General features: G+C 71.8%; 13 protein-coding genes. 3 read left to right on the top strand and 10 right to left on the bottom strand.

Features of this window, described 5'->3' with window-relative positions; genetic code table 11:
* Positions 1 to 4: 4 nt before the first annotated feature.
* From IF55_RS15260 to IF55_RS15250, 3 genes are read right to left on the bottom strand one after another with little or no spacing between them, the layout of a single operon-like run.
* Positions 5 to 904: an ABC transporter permease gene (locus IF55_RS15260; protein WP_030884642.1), complete on the bottom strand. Its 900-nt coding sequence runs from the start codon at positions 902 to 904 to the stop codon at positions 5 to 7.
* The gene (locus IF55_RS15255; RefSeq protein WP_030884639.1) at positions 901 to 1851 is read right to left on the bottom strand and encodes an ABC transporter permease; all 951 of its coding nucleotides are present in this window, start codon (positions 1849 to 1851) and stop codon (positions 901 to 903) included. The genes IF55_RS15260 and IF55_RS15255 overlap by 4 nt, the downstream gene beginning before the upstream one ends.
* Positions 1848 to 3647 carry a peptide ABC transporter substrate-binding protein gene (locus IF55_RS15250; protein WP_030884637.1) on the bottom strand — a complete coding sequence of 600 codons (1800 nt, stop codon included), beginning with the start codon at positions 3645 to 3647 and terminating at the stop codon, positions 1848 to 1850. The genes IF55_RS15255 and IF55_RS15250 overlap by 4 nt, the downstream gene beginning before the upstream one ends.
* Positions 3648 to 3908: 261 nt before the next feature.
* Here IF55_RS15250 and IF55_RS15245 point away from each other — a divergent pair, with 261 nt between their 5' ends.
* Positions 3909 to 5066, top strand: a complete 1158-nt coding sequence (locus tag IF55_RS15245) for an ROK family transcriptional regulator (RefSeq protein ID WP_030884634.1) — start codon at positions 3909 to 3911, stop codon at positions 5064 to 5066.
* A gap of 62 nt (positions 5067 to 5128) precedes the next feature.
* A complete protein-coding gene (locus tag IF55_RS15240; RefSeq protein ID WP_030884630.1) occupies positions 5129 to 6634 on the top strand; it encodes a M81 family metallopeptidase in 1506 nt (501 codons plus the stop codon).
* 37 nt (positions 6635 to 6671) lie between these two features.
* Here IF55_RS15240 and IF55_RS15235 read toward each other — a convergent pair whose 3' ends face one another.
* Positions 6672 to 7679 carry an ArsR family transcriptional regulator gene (locus IF55_RS15235; RefSeq protein WP_030884628.1) on the bottom strand — a complete coding sequence of 336 codons (1008 nt, stop codon included), beginning with the start codon at positions 7677 to 7679 and terminating at the stop codon, positions 6672 to 6674.
* Between the two features lie 150 nt (positions 7680 to 7829).
* On the opposite strand from IF55_RS15235, the gene IF55_RS15230 reads away from it, so the two are divergent.
* Positions 7830 to 9080 carry an alpha/beta hydrolase family protein gene (locus tag IF55_RS15230; RefSeq protein ID WP_030884623.1) on the top strand — a complete coding sequence of 417 codons (1251 nt, stop codon included), beginning with the start codon at positions 7830 to 7832 and terminating at the stop codon, positions 9078 to 9080.
* A gap of 73 nt (positions 9081 to 9153) precedes the next feature.
* On the opposite strand, the gene gatB is transcribed toward IF55_RS15230, so the two are convergent.
* From gatB to ligA, 6 genes are all read right to left on the bottom strand, one after another.
* Positions 9154 to 10662, bottom strand: a complete 1509-nt coding sequence (gene gatB / locus IF55_RS15225) for an Asp-tRNA(Asn)/Glu-tRNA(Gln) amidotransferase subunit GatB (RefSeq protein WP_030884620.1) — start codon at positions 10660 to 10662, stop codon at positions 9154 to 9156.
* Between the two features lie 14 nt (positions 10663 to 10676).
* Positions 10677 to 10919: a hypothetical protein gene (locus IF55_RS15220; protein WP_030884616.1), complete on the bottom strand. Its 243-nt coding sequence runs from the start codon at positions 10917 to 10919 to the stop codon at positions 10677 to 10679.
* Positions 10916 to 12409 (bottom strand): Asp-tRNA(Asn)/Glu-tRNA(Gln) amidotransferase subunit GatA, encoded by a 1494-nt coding sequence (gene gatA, locus IF55_RS15215; protein WP_030884614.1) that lies wholly within the window; start codon positions 12407 to 12409, stop codon positions 10916 to 10918. The genes IF55_RS15220 and gatA overlap by 4 nt, the downstream gene beginning before the upstream one ends.
* A gap of 1 nt (position 12410) precedes the next feature.
* Entirely contained in the window at positions 12411 to 12707 is a 297-nt protein-coding gene (gatC, locus tag IF55_RS15210; RefSeq protein WP_030884612.1) for an Asp-tRNA(Asn)/Glu-tRNA(Gln) amidotransferase subunit GatC, read from the bottom strand.
* 391 nt (positions 12708 to 13098) lie between these two features.
* Positions 13099 to 15246 (bottom strand): putative bifunctional diguanylate cyclase/phosphodiesterase, encoded by a 2148-nt coding sequence (locus IF55_RS15205; protein WP_048831992.1) that lies wholly within the window; start codon positions 15244 to 15246, stop codon positions 13099 to 13101.
* Positions 15247 to 15444: 198 nt separating this feature from the next.
* Entirely contained in the window at positions 15445 to 17634 is a 2190-nt protein-coding gene (ligA, locus tag IF55_RS15200) for an NAD-dependent DNA ligase LigA (protein ID WP_030884608.1), read from the bottom strand.
* Between the last annotated feature and the right edge of the window lie 15 nt (positions 17635 to 17649).

Raw genomic sequence — 17649 nt, 5'->3', positions numbered from 1 at the left:
TGCCTCAGTTCTTCTGGAGCCGCACGTCGAAGGCGTCGCGCAGGCCGTCGCCGATGAAGTTGAAGGCGGCGACGACGAGGACGATCGCGATGCCGGGCGGGAAGATCAGCCACCAGTAGCCGACCTGCGTGTAGGTGATGCCGGAGGAGAGCATGGAGCCCCAGTCGGCGGCGGGCGGCGGGATCGACAGGCCGAGGAAGGAGAGGTAGGCGACGTAGAGGATGGCGTCGGCGATCTGGAAGGTGGCGTTGACGATGACCGTGCCGATGGCGTTCGGGACGATGTGCTGGAAGACGGCCCGGCTGCCGCCGCCGCCCATCAGCCGCATGGCGTGGATGTAGTCGCGGCTGCGCAGGGCGAGGGCCTCGCCGCGGATGAGGCGGGCCGGGGAGAGCCAGGCCACCGAGGCGATGATCAGGATGAGGACGGGCTTGCTGGGCGTGATGATCGCGGCGACGACCACGAGCAGGAAGAGCGCGGGGATGGCGAGGGCGGCGTCGGTGATGCGCATCATCGCGGCGTCGACCCAGCCGCCGAAGTATCCGGCGACGGCCCCGTAGACGGTGCCGAAGAGGGTGGCGAGCAGGCCGGCGGCGAGGCCGACCTCCAGGGAGGTCTGGCCGCCGTACATCAGCCGGCCGAGCATGTCGTAGCCGAGGTCGGTGGTGCCCAGGGGGTGGCCGGCGCTGCCGGGGGCCAGGTTGGCCTGGCTCAGGTCGGTGTGCACCTGGTCGGTGTGGTGGATCAGCGGCCCGAGGAAGCAGAACGCGATGAGTCCGACGAGCAGCACGGCGCCGAGCAGCGCGAGCTTGTTGCGGGCGAACACGCTCAGCGTGCGGCGGGCGAGGCTGGGGGTGGCGACGGCGGCTTCCGGCTGCGTCGCCTCGACGGCTGCGGCGGTCACGAGACGCTCCTGATCCGGGGGTCGAGGACGGCGTACGCGATGTCGGTGATCAGCGAGCCGATGACGGTGGCGACGCCGACGACGAGGGTGACGCCGAGCAGTACGGGGAAGTCGGAGCCCTGCGCCGAGTTCCAGAAGAGCAGCCCCATCCCCGGGTAGTTGAACATCGACTCGACGACGAGGGCGCCGCTGATGAGGGTGGGGAGGTAGAGGCCGAGGAGGGTGGCGAGCGGGATGAGCGCGTTGCGCAGCACGTGCCGGGCCATGATGCGGGCCTCGGACTGCCCCTTGGCGCGGGCGGTGCGCACGTACTCCTCGCTGAGGTTGTCCAGCACGGCCGAGCGCATATAGCGGCTGAAGGCGGCGATGATGCCGAGCGCCATCGTGACCACCGGCAGCACCAGCGCGGGCAGCTCGGAGAGGATGCCGCCGATCGTGTCGGCTTGTGGCGCCTCGGCGGGGAAGATCTGGAGCTGCTGGCTGAAGACCAGGATGAGGATGAGGCCGAGGAAGAAGACGGGCGTGGCATAGGCGAGGAAGGCGGCGCCGGTCAGCACGTAGTCGGCGGCCTTGCCGCGGCGGACGGCCTGGATGATGCCGAGCGGGATGGCGAGTATCGCGGCGAGCACGATGGCCAGGCCGGTCAGGACGAGCGTCTTGGGCAGCCGCTCGCCGATCAGCGAGGTGACGGACTGGTTGAGTTTGTACGACTCGCCGAGGTCGCCGGTGAGCAGCCGGCCGAGGTACTGCACGTACTGGACGGGCAGCGAACGGTCGTAGCCCTGCTGGTGGTTGAAGTGCGCGATGGAATCGGGGGTGGCGGTCGGGCCGAGGATCGCGCGGGCCGGGCCGCCGGGCAGCAGGTGCAGGAGGACGAAGACGATGATGGAGACGAGGAACAGGACGATGACGGCCTGTCCGACGCGTTTGATGAGGAAGCGGGTCACTTGCCCTCGCCGCCCTTCTTCACGAAGTACCAGTCCTGGGGCGCGAGGGAGAGCGTCGGGTTCTGGCCGACGCCGCGCAGGTCGTTGCGGATGACGGAGACCTGGTACGCGGGGTTGGGCGTCCACAGGACGGGCACCTGGTCGGCCACGTACTGGGCGTACTCGCGCATGGCGGCCGGGTCGCCGGAGTACTCGGTGGCCTTGACGAGCTGGTCGGTCTTCGGGTCGGACCAGTTGCCCATGTTGGAGGGCGCGTTGGTCGCGAAGAGCGTCTCGCCGCTGGGGGCGGGCGGGAAGTACCAGCTTCCCTGGGAGCCGAAGAACCCCATCTGCCAGCTCTTGCAGGCGGCGTCGGTCTCCTTGCAGGGGACGGTGGTGCCGAGCACGGTGTTGAGCGGCTGCTGGCGGATCTCGAAGTCGATGCCGACCTTGCTCATCGCGGACTTCATCACCTGCATGGTGTTGGAGGTCTCGGTCGAGCCGGACTGGGAGAGGAGTTCCAGCTTGAGCCGCTGCCCCTTCTTGATCCCCTTGCCGCACTGCCCGTCGCCCTCGCCGGGCTGCGCGCACCGCATGACGCCGTCCCGCATGACCCAGCCGTGGTCCGTGAGCAGTTGCTTCGCGGCCGCCGGATCGAACGGGTAGGGGTCCTTGGGGAGCAGGCTGGCGGGGACGGGGCCGCGGGTGGGTGCGGCGGAGCCCTGCCAGACGACCTTGGAGATCTCCTTCTGGTCGATGAGGTGCTGGAGCGCCTGGCGGATGTAGAGCTGGCGCAGCATGGGGCCCGCCGTGGGGCTGTTGAAGTTCAGGACGATGTAGGTGATCGCCCAGCCTTCCCACGGGTCGATGCGGTAGCCCATCTCCTTGAACTTCTTCGACTGGGCCATCACCGAGGGCGGGATGTAGCCGTAGTCGACGCCGCCCGCGCGCAACACGTTGAACTCGGAGTCGGCGGTGGTGAAGGGCTTGAAGACGACGCGGTCCAGATGCGGCTTGTCGGGGCCGCTGTACTTCTTGTTGGGTACGAGCGAGACCTCGCCGTTGGTGGTCCACCGCTCGATCCGCCAGGGGCCGGCGATGGTCTTCCACAGCGGGTCGGTGGCGAACTTGGAGAGCTGCTTGCCGTGCGCGGTCAGCCGGGCGAAGACCTTCTTGGGGTCCTCGTGGTCCGGGTTCCAGGCGTGTTCGGGCAGCGGCTTGAAGTACTGGAGCGTGTTGTTGGTGAACCAGTCCGGGTTGTACGAGCGGTCGAGCCGCAGCCGGAAGGTGTGCGCGTCCAGGACGTCGAAGCTCTTGACGTTGTCGGGCAGCAGGCCGGGCGAATAGCCGCCCCAGTCCTTCTTGTTGGCCCGGATCAGGTCGAACCAGAACTCGACGTCGGAGGCGGTGACGGGCTTGCCGTCGGACCAGTCGTAGCCCTTCTTGAGCTTGACGGTCACCTCTTTGTTGCCGTCGCTGTAGACCGGCATGCCGTCGGCGAGGTTGCCCGGGCTCTCCATCGACAGCTTGTCGCCCTTCTGCTCCGGGTTGAAGAGCAGCGGGTACAGCAGGTTCTGGATGGAGCTGTTGTACGTGGCCAGGTAGCCGGGCGCGCCGATCGGGAAGATCCAGTTGGGGGTGGCGGCGGGCGGCAGCGCCATGGTGGCCGTGCCGCCCTCGACCTTCGTGCCGCCAGTGGCGCCGAGTTCGGTGACGGCGGAGCTCTTGGGGCCGCAGCCGCTGAGCAGGCCCACCCCCAGCACCGCCGCGAGAAGAGCGGCGACGGGCCCGCGTATTCGGTTCTTGCGCAGCCCCATGCCGCCTCCATAGTCAACCGATCGAAGATTGCGAGCAAAGTACGGACGAACTCGAAAAGAAGTCAAGGGTCTAGCGCACAAGCCTTCGATTGATGTCTACTGTCAGCGAACCAAATCTCGGACTTGCTTCGTTCACCGAATGAAGTCGCTCAGCAGAAGCCCCACGGCACCTCACAGCAGCAGACACACAACCGCAGACGCCCCGCAGCACGACCGCCAGCAGACCCATCAGCAGAAGCCGCCGACAGAAGGGCCGCCAACATGACGGCAGCGGACGAGCAGTCCGGCTCCGCCGCGCACATCCTCGATCTCGTCGCGAGCGGCGCCGCCACCTCGCGCGCCGATCTCGTACGGGAGCTGGGGCTCGCCGCCTCCACCGTCTCCGCCCGCGTCCAGGAACTGGTCGACGCGGGGCTGCTCACCGAGCACGGCGAGGGCGCCTCGCGCGGCGGGAGACGCCCCCGGCTGCTGCGCATACCGGAGAGCGGTGCCGTCGCCCTCGCCGCCGACCTCGGCAGCCACCACGCCAGAATCGGCGCGGTCGGCCTCACCGACGCCGTCTTCGACACCTCCGAGCACGGCTTCGACCTCACCGCCGGGCCCGGCCCCGCCCTCGACCTGCTCGCCGCGCGCCTCGGCGAGCTGGCCGAGGCGCAGCGCGCCGCGGGCCGGGCGGTGCGGGCCGTGGGCGTCGGCTTCCCCGGCCCCGTCGACACCGCCACGGGACGGGTCATCGCGCCCTCCCGGATGCCCGGCTGGCATCTGTACGAGCTGGGCGACCGGCTCCGGGACCGGCTCGGCCTGCCCGTACTCGTCGACAACGACGCCAACCTCATGGCCGCCGGCGAACACCGCGCCGCCCACCCCGCGCTGCGCCACCTCGTGGTCGTCAAGGCCGGCCGCGGCATCGGCTCCGGCGTGATCAGCGGCGGCCGGCTCTACCGCGGCGCCGGCGGCAGCGCGGGCGACATCAGCCACGTCCGGGTGGACGCGGCGGCGGAGCGCCCCTGCTCCTGCGGGAACATCGGCTGCCTGGAGACCGTCGCCAGCGGCGCGGCCATAGCGGCGGCGCTGCGCGAGGGCGGCATCGACGCGGACGGCGCCGCCGACATCCTGCGCCTGGTCGCCGACGGCGAACCCCTCGCCACGACGCTGGTGCGCCAGGCGGGGCGGCACATAGGCGGCGTGCTCTCCGTGGTCGTCAACTTCTTCAACCCGGAGGCGGTCGTCCTCGGCGGCGCCCTCGCCCAGGCCGAACCGCTGGTCGCCGCCGTCCGGGGCGTCCTGTACGAGCGGTGCCTGCCGATGGCCACGAGCGCGCTGACGATAGCTGCGGCGAGCTGCGGCCCGGACGCGGGGCTGCTGGGCGCGGGCCACGCGGCGCTGCGCGAGTGCGCGGCGGCCGTGCCGGGCCCCTGATGACCTCCGCGGCCTCCCCGAACACCTCAGACGGTCCGCCACCCCACGGAAAGTGAGCAACCATGACCACCCCCACCCGCCGCCTCCGCATAGGCATCGGCGGCATGTCCATCGAGTCCAGCACCTTCTGCCCGCACCGCTCCACGTACGACGACTTCCGCGTCACGCGCGACGCGGACCTGCTCGCCCGGTACACGTGGACCGGCCCCGGCAGCGACCTCGACGACCTGGTGGAGTGGGTTCCGCTCGTGCACGCCGTGTCCCTGCCCGGCGGCGCGGTGGAGCGCGAGACATACGACCGGATCAAGGTCGAGCTGGCCGACCGCGTCCGCGCGGCGGGCCCCCTCGACGGCCTCGTCTACGACATCCACGGCGCGATGAGCGTGGTCGGCCTGGAGGACGCCGAGGGCGACCTCACCGACGCCGTACGGTCCGCGATCGGCCCGGACGCGCTGATCTCCGCCGCCATGGACCTGCACGGCAATGTCTCCCGCCGGTTCGCCGAGCAGCTCGACCTCATCACCGCGCACCGCCTCGCCCCGCACGAGGACGCCTGGGACACCCGCGAGCGCGCGGCCCGCAAGCTCGTGGAGCGCCTGACCTCCGGCAAGGGCCGCCCGAGCGTCGCCTGGGTGCAGATCCCCGTGCTGCTCCCCGGCGAGAAGACCAGCACGCGGCTGGAGCCCGCCAAGTCCCTCTACGGGCGGCTGGCCGGCATCGAGGCGATGGACGGCATCGTGGACGCCGCGATCTGGGTGGGCTACGCCTGGGCGGACGAGCCGCGCTGCAAGGCGGCCGTGGTCGTCACGGGCGACGACGCCGAACTGGCCGCGGCCCAGGCCCGCTCGCTGGCCGAGGAGTACTGGCGGGTGCGGCGCGAGTTCGTCTTCGTCGGCCCGACCGCCGACGCGGACACCGCCATCGCCCAGGCCGTCGCCTCCGACGCCCGCCCGTTCCTGATCAGCGACTCCGGCGACAACCCCACCGCGGGCGGCGCCGGCGACCTGCCGTACATGCTCGAACGCCTCCTCGCCGACGACGAGCTGGCCTCCGGCCGCAGCACGGCGATCCACCCCGGCATCATGGACCCGGCCGCGGTGGCTGCGTGCTTCGAGGCGGGCGTCGGCGCGACGGTGACCCTGTCGGTGGGCGGCCACATCAGCAAGTGCGAGCCCTACCGGCTCACCGGCACGGTCACCGCCCTCCAGGGTGCGACCTCGGCCGACGGCGACGGCCCGCGCGGCAACCCGGCCTACGACGAGGGCGGCCGGACCGCCGCCGTCACCTGCGGCGGCGTCACCACCGTGCTCACCGAGCGGCGCAAGCCCTTCCACACCCGCGCCGACTTCGGAGAGCTGGACCCGCGCACGTACGACCTGGTGGTCGTCAAGATCGGCTACCTGGAGCCGGAGCTGTACGACATGGCGGCCGACTGGCTCCTGGCCCTCACCCCCGGCGGCGTCGACCAGGACCTGCTGCGCCTGGGCCACCACCGCGTGGAGCGCCCGCTGTACCCCTTCGACGACGAGGGCTTCGAGGACCCGGACCTGACGGTCACGCTCCTGTAGCCCCTGCGTCCCCTCCAGACCGGTACGGGGCCGGGGTTCATCCCCTTCCCCGGCCCCGTACCAGCAGGCTCCCCAGCGCGGTCCGCCGGTGCAGGACCGCGCGCCCGGCGCGGACCGTGGTGACCAGCCCCGCGCCGCGCAGGGCCGCGGCGTGGGCGGACGCGGTGGCGTTGCTGACATCGAGCCGCCGGGCCAGGCCCGTGGTGGTGTGCTCCTCGGCGAGCACGAGCAGGGCGTCGAGCCGGGTACGCCCCAGCACGCCCGCCAGCGCTCCCTCCGCGTCGGACGGATCGGCCGCCCCGGACGGATCGGCCGCCCCGGACAGCGCGGGCGGCAGCCCGCCGCCGCCCGCCGGATACGTCACGTACAGCGGGCTCCCGGGCAGGTCGGCGATCAGCGGATGGCCGGCCCAGTGGAAGGTGGGTACGAGCACCAGCCCCCGCCCGTCCAGCGCGATGTCCCGCTCCGGGGGCCCGCTCGCGAACTCCCAGACGCCGTCGCCGCCCAGCCGTCCGCCGGGCACGACGGCGGCGAGCGCGGCGCCGATGCCGTGCTCGGCGACGGTCAGCGCGTGCCGGGCGAACTCCTCCCGGTGCAGGTCCCGCACCAGGTCCCAGGCCGGCCGCAGCACCGCGTCGAAGGCCGAGCGCTGGGCGCGGCGCAGGAGCCGCCAGGCGTGGGCGTCACCCCGATGCAGATCGCGAACCCATAGCGGCGGTGGGGTGGCTTGCCCGGCGTACACCCGCTCCATCTCGGCGCGTACGAGCTCCGGCCGCGCGGCCCGTACGGTCTCCAGCCCTTCGGCGAGCGAGTCGCTGAACACATCGAGGAACCGCGGTGCCGCCGACCCCGGCACGAGGTCCCGGAGCGGCAGGGCGGTGGAGGGCAGGTTCCGCATCGTCCGCTGCCGCCAGTGGCCGAAGAGGAGGTGGCCGTCGCGGCGGACCATCATGGCCAGCGCCGCGTTCAGCTCCTGCAACGGGGCCGGGCGGGGCGCGAACCGCACCCGCGCGAAGTCCCCGACCGTGAACCGAATCCGTACCACTGCTCCCCCTCGCCCGCCGACGTTTCGGCGAGGCCCTGAACCTTCGCCCACTGCCCCCGCCGGACCCCACTATGCGACTTGCACGCCCTCCGACGGTCCCGCACGAGGACCGGCGGCGTGGAGGGACACGTAGGGAAAGGCGGACGCACGATGTCAGAGGAACGGACGGAGCAGCCCACCGGAACGACCCGACGGACGGTACTGAGGTCGGCGGGGGCGTTGGCGGCTACCGGGGCCCTGCTCACGAGCGGCGTCGGGAGAGCACAGGCACGACCAAACCCAAGAGACCGCGCGGCCGACATCACCCTGAACCTGCCGGCGCCCGCCGGCCCGTACCGTACGGGCGTCACCACGCTCTACCTGGTCGACCGGAGCAGGCGCGACCCGTGGGACCCCGGGATCGCGGTACGGGAGGTGATGGTCACGGTCTTCTACCCGGCCCGTACCGTCGACGGCTTCCCGGTGGCGCGCCAGATGACCGAAGAGGCCGCGGCCGTCTTCGCCCAGGTCGCCCCCTTGGCGCACCCGCAGCTCCCGAAGTCCGGCGTGAACTGGGCGGCCACCAGCACCCATTCCCACACGAACGCGCCCGCCCGGCCCGTACCGAGCCCCGTACTGCTCTACAGCCCCGGCGGCGGCGACCCGCGCACGCTGGGCACGAGCGTGGCCGAGGAACTGGCGAGCCACGGCTACGCGGTGGTGACCGTCGACCACCCCGGCGACGCGGCCGTGGTGTCCTTCCCGACCGAGCGGAAGGGCCGGAGCGGCACGTTCCGCACGACCGTGTTCCGGGGCGACCCGCGCGAGCAGCCGAAACTATTCCGCACGATGATCAACACCCGAGTGGCGGACCTGGCCTTCGTCCTGGACCACCTGAGAATCCTGACGGCCGGCCGTCTACCAGAGGGCCTGGCAGACGCGCTGGACCTGAGCCGGGTAGGGGCCTACGGCCACTCGGCGGGCGGTACGGCCGTGTCGGAGGCGATGTACGAGGACCGCCGCATCGCCGCGGCGATCAACCTGGAGGGCTACCTCGACCAAGCCCCCCGCCCCTCCGGCCACCCGGGCCCCCTCTACCCCATAGCCCGCCACGGCACGCGCCGCCCCCTGCTCCTCCTGGGCACCCCGGACTTCCCCCACCAAAAAGAACTCTCCCGCTCCTGGTCCCCCCTGCTCACCCACCCCCACAACCACACCCACCACGCCCGCCTCGACAACACCGCACACTGGATCTTCACCGACTACGCCGCCATAGCCCCCCAGTTGCAATCAGCAGCCCTGATCCCCCCACCCGCCCGCACCGCCTTGATCGGCACACTGCCCCCACCCCAATCAATCCCCCTGATCCGCAACCACATACGCGCCTTCTTCACCCGGCACGTACCCATACGCCCACACTGACCCGGCGACAGCGCAGCGGGCCGCCCCTTCCTCCTCGGAAGGGACGGCCCGCTCGTACGGCTCTCGACCGGCGTCAGCCCTCGGCGCCCAGCCGTTCCAGGATCAGCTCGCGGACGCGGGCGGCGTCCGCTTGGCCGCGGGTGGCCTTCATGACGGCGCCGACGAGGGCGCCGGCGGCGGCGATCTTGCCGGCGCGGATCTTGTCGGCGATGGCGGCGTTGGCGGCGATGGCCTCGTCGACGGCCGTGCCGAGCGCGCCCTCGTCGGAGACGACCGCGAGGCCGCGTGCGGCGACGACCTCGTCCGGGGAGCCCTCGCCCGCGAGGACGCCCTCGATGGTCTGGCGGGCCAGCTTGTCGTTGAGGGAGCCCTCGGCGACGAGCGCGCAGACGCGGGCGACCTGGGCCGGGGTGATGGGCAGGGCGGCGAGGTCGACGCCGCCCTCGTTGGCGCGGCGGGCCAGTTCGCCCATCCACCACTTGCGGGCCTGGTCGGCGGGGGCGCCCGCGTCGATCGTCTGGACGATCGGGTCGACCGCGCCCGCGTTGAGGATCGACTGCATGTCGTGCTCGGTGACGCCCCACTCCTCGCGGAGCCGGTTGCGGCGTACGCGCGGCAGCTCGGGCAGTTCGGCCCGCAGCTTCTCGACCCACTCACGGGCGGGGGCCACCGGCACCAGGTCGGGCTCCGGGAAGTACCGGTAGTCCTCGGCGTTGTCCTTGATGCGGCCGGCCGTGGTGGAGCCGTCCTCCTCGTGGAAGTGCCGGGTCTCCTGGACGATGGTGCCGCCGGAGGACAGCACCGCCGCGTGCCGCTGGATCTCGAAGCGCGCGGCGCGCTCGACGGAGCGCAGCGAGTTGACGTTCTTCGTCTCGCTGCGCGTGCCGAACTTCTCCGCGCCCTTGGGCCGCAGCGACAGGTTCACGTCGCAGCGCATCTGGCCCTGCTCCATGCGGGCCTCGGAGACGCCGAGCGCCTTGATGAGCTCGCGCAGCTCGGCCACGTACGCCTTGGCGACCTCGGGGGCCCGCTCGCCGGCGCCCTCGATCGGCTTGGTGACGATCTCGATGAGGGGGATGCCGGCCCGGTTGTAGTCGAGGAGCGAGTGGGACGCGCCGTGGATGCGGCCGGTGGCGCCCCCCACGTGGGTGGACTTGCCGGTGTCCTCCTCCATGTGGGCGCGCTCGATCTCCACGCGGAAGACCTCGCCGTCCTCCAGTTGGACGTCCAGGTAGCCGTTGTAGGCGATCGGCTCGTCGTACTGGGAGGTCTGGAAGTTCTTCGGCATGTCCGGATAGAAGTAGTTCTTCCGGGCGAAGCGGCACCACTCGGCGATCTCGCAGTGCAGCGCGAGTCCGATCTTGATGGCGGACTCGACGCCGATCTCGTTGACGACCGGCAGCGCGCCGGGCAGGCCGAGGCAGGTCGGGCAGGTCTGGCTGTTGGCGTCCTGCTTCAGCTCGGTGGAGCAGCCGCAGAACATCTTGGTCTTGGTGCCGAGCTCGACGTGCACCTCCAGCCCCATCACGGGGTCGTAGGTGGCCAGCGCGTCGTCGTACGACACCAGGTCGGTGACAGTCACGGAAAACTAACCTCTCAGCCCTGCAGAACGTCGTCGTCGCCCATGCGGCGCAGCTCGCGGACGAGCAGGGCGACGCCGGTGGCGATGGCGGCGGCCGAGACCACCGCGTCGATGAGCTGGAGCGTGTCCTGCTCGTGACGCGCCTTCTTGGCCTGCTTCGCGACGCTGATCGCGCCGAAGAGCGTGGTGCCGATGGACAGGTACGTGCCGGGCTTGGACTTCTTGAAGCCCTTGGCCTTTTCGAGCTTTCCACTCATAGCGACGGTGCCTCCTCAAGCAGCGGGTGTCCCCAACGTGCCTCGAAGGCGGCCTCCACGGCCGCTCCGACACGGTAGAGCCGGTCATCGGCCATGGCGGGGGCGATGATCTGTAGGCCGACCGGGAGCCCGTCCTCGGGCGCCAGTCCGCAGGGCAGCGACATGGCCGCGTTGCCCGCCATGTTGGTCGGGATGGTGCACAGGTCCGCGAGGTACATCGCCATGGGGTCGTCCGACCGCTCCCCGATCGGGAAGGCGGTGGTCGGCGTCGTCGGCGAGATCAGCACGTCCACGGATTCGAAGGCCCGCTCGAAGTCGCGCTTGATGAGCGTACGGACCTTCTGCGCGGAGCCGTAGTACGCGTCGTAGTAGCCGGAGCTGAGCGCGTACGTGCCGAGGATGACGCGGCGCTTGACCTCGTCGCCGAACCCGGCCTCGCGGGTCAGCGCGGTGACGTCCTCCGCCGACTTCGTGCCGTCGTCGCCGACCCGCAGGCCGTAGCGCATGGCGTCGAAGCGGGCCAGGTTGGACGAGCACTCGGACGGCGCGATCAGGTAGTACGCGGCGAGGGCCTTGTCGAAGGACGGGCAGGAGATCTCCACGACCTCCGCGCCCAGCTCGCGCAGCAGCTCCACGGACTCGTCGAACCGCTGCATGACCCCGGCCTGGTAGCCCTCGCCCGCGAACTCCTTGACGACGCCGACGCGCATGCCCTTCACGTCGCCGTTGCGGGCCGCCTCGACCACGGACGGGACGGGGGCGTCGATGGACGTCGAGTCGAGCGGGTCGTGCCCGGCGATGGCCTCGTGCAGCAGGGCCGCGTCCAGGACCGTACGGGCGCAGGGCCCGCCCTGGTCGAGGGAGGAGGAGAAGGCGACCATGCCGTACCGGGAGACGCCGCCGTAGGTGGGCTTGACGCCGACGGTGCCGGTGACGGCGGCCGGCTGGCGGATCGATCCGCCGGTGTCCGTGCCGATGGCCAGCGGGGCCTCGTACGAGGCGATGGCCGCGGAGGAGCCGCCGCCGGAGCCGCCGGGGATGCGGGTGAGGTCCCAGGGGTTGCCGGTCGGGCCGTACGCGCTGTTCTCGGTGGAGGACCCCATGGCGAACTCGTCCATGTTGGTCTTGCCGAGGATGACGATGTCGGCTTCCTTCAGGCGCCGGGTGACCGTCGCGTCGTACGGCGGGATCCACCCTTCGAGGATCTTGGAGCCGACGGTCGTCGGGATCCCCTTGGTGGTGAAGATGTCCTTGAGCGCGAGCGGCACGCCGGCCAGCGGGCCGAGCTTCTCGCCGCTCGCGCGCTTCTCGTCCACGCGGCGGGCCTGCGCGAGCGCGCCCTCCCGGTCCACGTGCAGGAAGGCGTGCACCTTCTCGTCCACGGCCTCGATGCGGGCCAGGTGGGCCTCGGTGACGGCGACGGCGGTCACCTCGCCCGAGGCGATCTTCTCTGCGGTCTCGGCGGCGGTGAGCCTGGTGAGATCGGTCATGTCAGTCCTCCCCCAGGATCTGCGGCACCTTGAAACGCTGCTGCTCCTGGGCCGGGGCGCCGGAGAGCGCCTCCTGCGGGGTCAGCGACGGACGGACCTCGTCCGGTCGCATGACGTTGGTCAGCGGCAGCGGGTGGGACGTCGGCGGTACGTCCTCGTCGGCCACATCGGAGACGCGGGCGACCGCGCCGATGATGTCGTCGAGCTGTCCGGCGAAGTGGTCGAGCTCTTCGTCCTTGAGCTCCAGACGCGCCAGCCGGGCGAGGTGGGCGACCTCCTCGCGCGTGATGCCAGGCATGCAGCGATCCTCAGGGTGAGTGTGTAGGTTTCGGCCCCAATCCTATGGCTCCCGACGCCATGCCCGCGAAACCCTTTCCCCACCCCCGGCCGGAGACCGCCGACGCAGGTCGTGGTAGGGGGCCAGTGCCCGCGGTACGCCCCCGTTGCGCCCGACCCCTACGCGCGTACGGGCCCCCGCTCGCCCCCCTACGCCCGTACCGCCCCCGCCCGTACGCCCCGTACCACCGCGCCCGTACGCCCGTACCGCCCCGCCCGTACGCCCCGTACCACCGCGCCCGTACGCCCCGTACCGCCCCCCGGAACGGAGGCCCGCCGTACGTCCGTACCACCCACCGGGCCGGAACCCCGCCCGCCCCCGCGGGTCCAACAGCATCGGGCCGCCCGCAGGGCTAGAGCATCGGGCGGCGCGACGCCGTCCCCGCTCCCTCGGCCGGCGCCGGAGCCGGCGGCATCTCGGGGTCGGCGCGCGGCGCGGGGTCGGCGCTCGGCTCGCCCTCGCGGTGCCAGCCGCTCTTGCTGCGCAGCCGCAGCCAGGCCGTGGTCTCGTCCGGCGGCATCGCGGCGGCGACCAGCCAGCCCTGCACCGCGTCGCAGCCCAGGTCGCGCAGGCGCTCCCAGGTCTCGTCGTCCTCGACGCCCTCGGCGACCACGAGGAGGCCGAGGGAGTGGGCGAGGTCGAGGGTGCAGCGGACGATCTCGGCGTCCTCGGTGTCGACGACGAGCCGGGCCACGAAGGACCGGTCGATCTTCAGCTCGCTCACCGGCAGCCTGCGCAGGTGCACGAGCGAGGAGTAGCCGGTGCCGAAGTCGTCGAGGGACATCTTCACGCCGTGCCCCGTGAGCCCGGCGAGGGTGTCGGCGGCCCGCTGCGGGTCTTCCAGCAGGACGTGTTCCGTTATCTCCAGTTGCAGCGAGCCGGGCGGCACGCCGTGCCGGGCGAGGCGGGCGGCGACGGCGCCGGCGAAGCCGGGCGAGTGGACGTCGCGCGGGGAGACGTTGACGGCGACCGGCACCTCCAGCCCCATGGCCCGCCATTTGGCGACCTGTCCGAGCGCGGTCTCCAGGACGTACTCGGTGAGGCGGGGCATCAGGCCGGAGGACTCGGCGATGGCGATGAACTCGTCCGGGGGCACCCGGCCGCGGTCGGGGTGCACCCATCGCACGAGCGCTTCGAGCCCGGCGACGTGGCCGTCGAAGCCGACCTTCGGCTGGTAGTGCAGTTCGACCTCGCCGGCGTCGAGGGCGCGCCGCAGGTCGCCCAGCAGGCCCAGCCGGTCGGGGGTGTTGCCGTCCCGGCGGGCCTCGTAGACCTCGACGCCGCTGCGGTCCCGTTTGGCCTGGTACATCGCGACGTCGGCGCGGCGCAGCAGCCCTTCGGCGTCGAGGGCGTGGTCGGGGTAGACGGCGACGCCGGCGCTGGCTTCGAGGACGAGGGTGAGGCCGTCGAGGTCGAGGGGCGAGCCGAGCCCCGCGACGAGCGAACGGGCCGCGCGCTGGGCGCTGGTGAGCGAGTCGACGGCGGGGAGCAGCACGGCGAACTCGTCGCCGCCGAGCCGCGCGGCCTCCGCGCCGCGCGGCAGGGCGAGCCGGAGCCGGTCGGCGATCTGGAGGAGCAGCCGGTCTCCGGCGAGGTGGCCGAGGGTGTCGTTGACGGAGCGGAAGCGGTCGAGGTCGATGAGGACGAGGGCGGTGCGGGCGCCGTCGCGCTGCGCCTCGTCCAGCGCGGACCAGGTGCGCTGGAGGAGGCGCTGGCGGTTGGGCAGCCCGGTGAGCGGGTCGCGGAGCTGCTCCTCGGCGCGGGCGCGGGCGATCCACAGGGTGGAGTCGAGGGCGATGAGCGGGACGGCGAAGAGCGGGAGCACGACCGGTTCGCTGACGGCGACGACCGCGATGAGCGGGGCGAGGCCGAGGAGCGCGATGCCGATGAGGGTCTGGCGGACGAGGGCGGCGCGGCCGACGGTGGGCAGTCCGGCGCGGCGCGGCGCCATGCAGTACCAGAGCAGGAGGCGGGTGACGGCGAGGTAGACGAAGGCGGCGAGGGCGATCTCCGGGGCGGTGGCGATGTTCCACTCCTCGGGCCGCCAGGGCGTCTCGACGGTGGGCACGGTGGAGAACGCGGCGAGGGTGAGGGCCGCGGCTCCGGTGCCCAGGATGTCGACGGCGCTGTGCAGCGTCGCCTGTCGCCAGCGGTGTCTGCGGGCGGCGGCGACCAGCGCGACGACGGCGAGGCTGATGAGGACGGCGGGCAGCCAGCCGTAGAGCAGCAGGACCGCGAGGGTGAGGGCGGACCCGGAGCCGGTCCCGCCCCACCAGCGGTCGCGGCCTAACGCGACGAGGTGGCCGACGATGAGGCCGGTGAGGGCGGCGAGCCCCCAGCCGACGGCGGCGCCGGGGAAGAGCGCCCGTCCGGCGTCGAGTGTCCGGTAGGCGGCGATGACGAGTGCGGTCACGGCCAGGGCGACCGCTGACGTCGGCAGCGCCGGCAGGGCCAGCCGGCGCAGCCGTGACGCCGGTTCGGCGCTGTCGGTGGGTTTCATGCCCGTCCCTCTCACAGCCGTCGATGCCCGCGCCACGGCAGGCGCACATCTCAACAGTAGGCCGCAGAGGGTTGCGGCGGGCCGCGATCGGCGACGGTTTCCCGATTGCGGCCTGGCCATCCGCAACCCTCTGGTATGCGCTCTAAAGGTGATGCCCGCTGACTATGCCGGGACTCCTGATCGGACTATTCGGTCGGTCTATTCGGGCGGGGTCACGGCCGCTTCGCGCGCGGCGTCCGGCCCCTGTTCGAGGAGTACGGCGAAGCCGTCCTCCTCCAGTACCGGCACCTTCACCTGCATCGCCTTGTCATATTTTGATCCAGGGTTATCGCCGACGACCACGAAATCGGTCTTCTTCGAGACCGAACCGGTCACCTTCGCCCCCCGGCTCTGAAGCGCCTCCTTAGCGCCGTCCCGCGTGTACGACTGGAGCGTTCCGGTGACGACGACGGTCAGGCCCTCCAGCGGCCGCGGACCCTCATCGTCCCCTGCCTCTTCCTCCATGCGTACCCCCGCGGCGCGCCACTTCTCCACAATCGCGCCATGCCAGTCCTCCGCGAACCACTGCTTCACGGACGCGGCGATGGTCGGGCCCACGCCCTCGGTGGCCGCCAGCTCCTCCTCGCTCGCCTCCGCGATCCGGTCCAGCGACCGGAACTCGCGGGCCAGCGCCTCCGCGGCGACCGGCCCCACGTGCCGGATCGACAGCCCCGTGATGATCCGGGCCAGCGGCCGCTCCTTGGCGGCCTGGATGTTCTCCAGCATCGAGAGGGTGTTCTTCTTCGGCTCGCCCTTCTGGTTGGCGAAGAACGTGACGATCTTCTCCTCGCCCGTCTCCGGGTCGCGCTTGGGCAGCCCGCTGTCCGGGTCGAGCACGTACGACTTGATGGGCAGCAGTTCCTCGACGGTGAGGTCGAAGAGGTCGCCCTCGTCCTTCAGCGGCGGCTCCGAGGGCTCCAGCGGCTGGGTCAGGGCGGTGGCCGCCACATAGCCGAAGTTCTCGATGTCCAGGCTCTTGCGGCCCGCCAGGTAGAAGACGCGCTCCCGCAACTGGGCGGGGCAGGAACGGGCGTTGGGGCAGCGGAGGTCGATGTCGCCCTCCTTGGCGGGGCGCAGCGCCGTGCCGCAGTCCGGGCACTCGGCGGGCATCGCGAACTCCCGCTCGCTGCCGTCCCGCAGGTCCACGACGGGCCCCAGGATCTCGGGGATGACGTCGCCCGCCTTGCGCAGCACCACCGTGTCGCCGATCAGGACGCCCTTGGCCTTGACCACGTCCTGGTTGTGCAGGGTCGCGAACTCGACCTCGGAGCCGGCGACCGTGACCGGCTCCACCACCGCGTACGGCGTGACACGGCCCGTGCGGCCGACGCCGACGCGGATGTCGACCAGCTTGGTGTTGACCTCCTCCGGCGCGTACTTCCAGGCGATGGCCCAGCGCGGGGCGCGCGAGGTGGAGCCCAGCCGCCCCTGGAGGGGGATCTCGTCGAGCTTGACGACCACGCCGTCGATCTCGTGCTCCATGGAGTGCCGGGTCTCGGTGTCGCCGAACCGCGCGATGAACTTCCGCACGCCCGCCAGCGAGTCGACCACCTGGTTGTGCTTGGCGGTCGGCAGCCCCCACTCGCGCAGCAGGTCGTACGCGTGCGACTGGCAGTCGATGTCGAAGCCCTCGCGGGCGCCGATGCCGTGCACCACCATGTGCAGCGGGCGGGTCGCGGTGATCTTCGGGTCCTTCTGGCGCAGCGAGCCGGCCGCCGCGTTGCGCGGGTTGGCGAAGGGCGGCTTGCCGGCCTCCACCAGCCGGGCGTTGAGCTCCTCGAACTTCTCCATCGGGAAGAAGACCTCGCCGCGCACCTCGACCAGCTCCGGGACGCGGTCCCCCGTCAGCCGGTGCGGGATCTCGTCGATCGTCCGGACGTTGGGCGTGATGTCCTCGCCCGTACGGCCGTCGCCGCGGGTGGCGGCGCGGGTGAGCCGGCCGTGCTCGTAGGTGAGGTTGACGGCGAGGCCGTCGACCTTCAGCTCGCACAGGAAGTGGTACGGCGTCCCCTCCCCCACCTCCTTGGCGACGCGCTCGGCCCAGGCCGCCAGCTCCTCGTCGTCGAAGGCGTTGTCCAGGGAGAGCATCCGCTCACGGTGCTCGACGGTGGCGAAGTCGGTCTCGTAGGCGCCCGCGACCTTCTGCGTGGGCGAGTCCGGGGTCCGAAGCTGCGGATGCTCCTCCTCCAGCGCCTCCAGGGAGCGCAGCAGCTTGTCGAACTCGGCGTCGCTGACGACCGGGGCGTCCCGCACGTAGTACCGGAAGCGGTGATCCTCGATCTGCTCAGCGAGTCGCGCGTGCTTCTCCCGCGCTTCCGCGGGTACCGCTGCGTCCTGTTCGCCTGCCACCGTCTCGTCCTCCCG

Origin of the sequence: Streptomyces varsoviensis, assembly GCF_000718635.1 — a bacterium.
GTDB lineage: Bacteria > Actinomycetota > Actinomycetes > Streptomycetales > Streptomycetaceae > Streptomyces > Streptomyces varsoviensis.
The sequence above is the reverse complement of the archived record's forward strand: the minus strand, read 5'-3'. Positions and strand labels throughout refer to the sequence as shown.

Coding starts and splice junctions, on each gene's coding strand:
- IF55_RS15250 (WP_030884637.1), bottom strand. CDS start 3,647: ATGGGGCTGCGCAAGAACCGAATACGCGGGCCCGTCGCCGCTCTTCTC.
- IF55_RS15245 (WP_030884634.1), top strand. CDS start 3,909: ATGACGGCAGCGGACGAGCAGTCCGGCTCCGCCGCGCACATCCTCGAT.
- IF55_RS15240 (WP_030884630.1), top strand. CDS start 5,129: ATGACCACCCCCACCCGCCGCCTCCGCATAGGCATCGGCGGCATGTCC.
- IF55_RS15230 (WP_030884623.1), top strand. CDS start 7,830: ATGTCAGAGGAACGGACGGAGCAGCCCACCGGAACGACCCGACGGACG.
- IF55_RS15220 (WP_030884616.1), bottom strand. CDS start 10,919: ATGAGTGGAAAGCTCGAAAAGGCCAAGGGCTTCAAGAAGTCCAAGCCC.
- gatA (WP_030884614.1), bottom strand. CDS start 12,409: ATGACCGATCTCACCAGGCTCACCGCCGCCGAGACCGCAGAGAAGATC.
- gatC (WP_030884612.1), bottom strand. CDS start 12,707: ATGCCTGGCATCACGCGCGAGGAGGTCGCCCACCTCGCCCGGCTGGCG.
- IF55_RS15205 (WP_048831992.1), bottom strand. CDS start 15,246: ATGAAACCCACCGACAGCGCCGAACCGGCGTCACGGCTGCGCCGGCTG.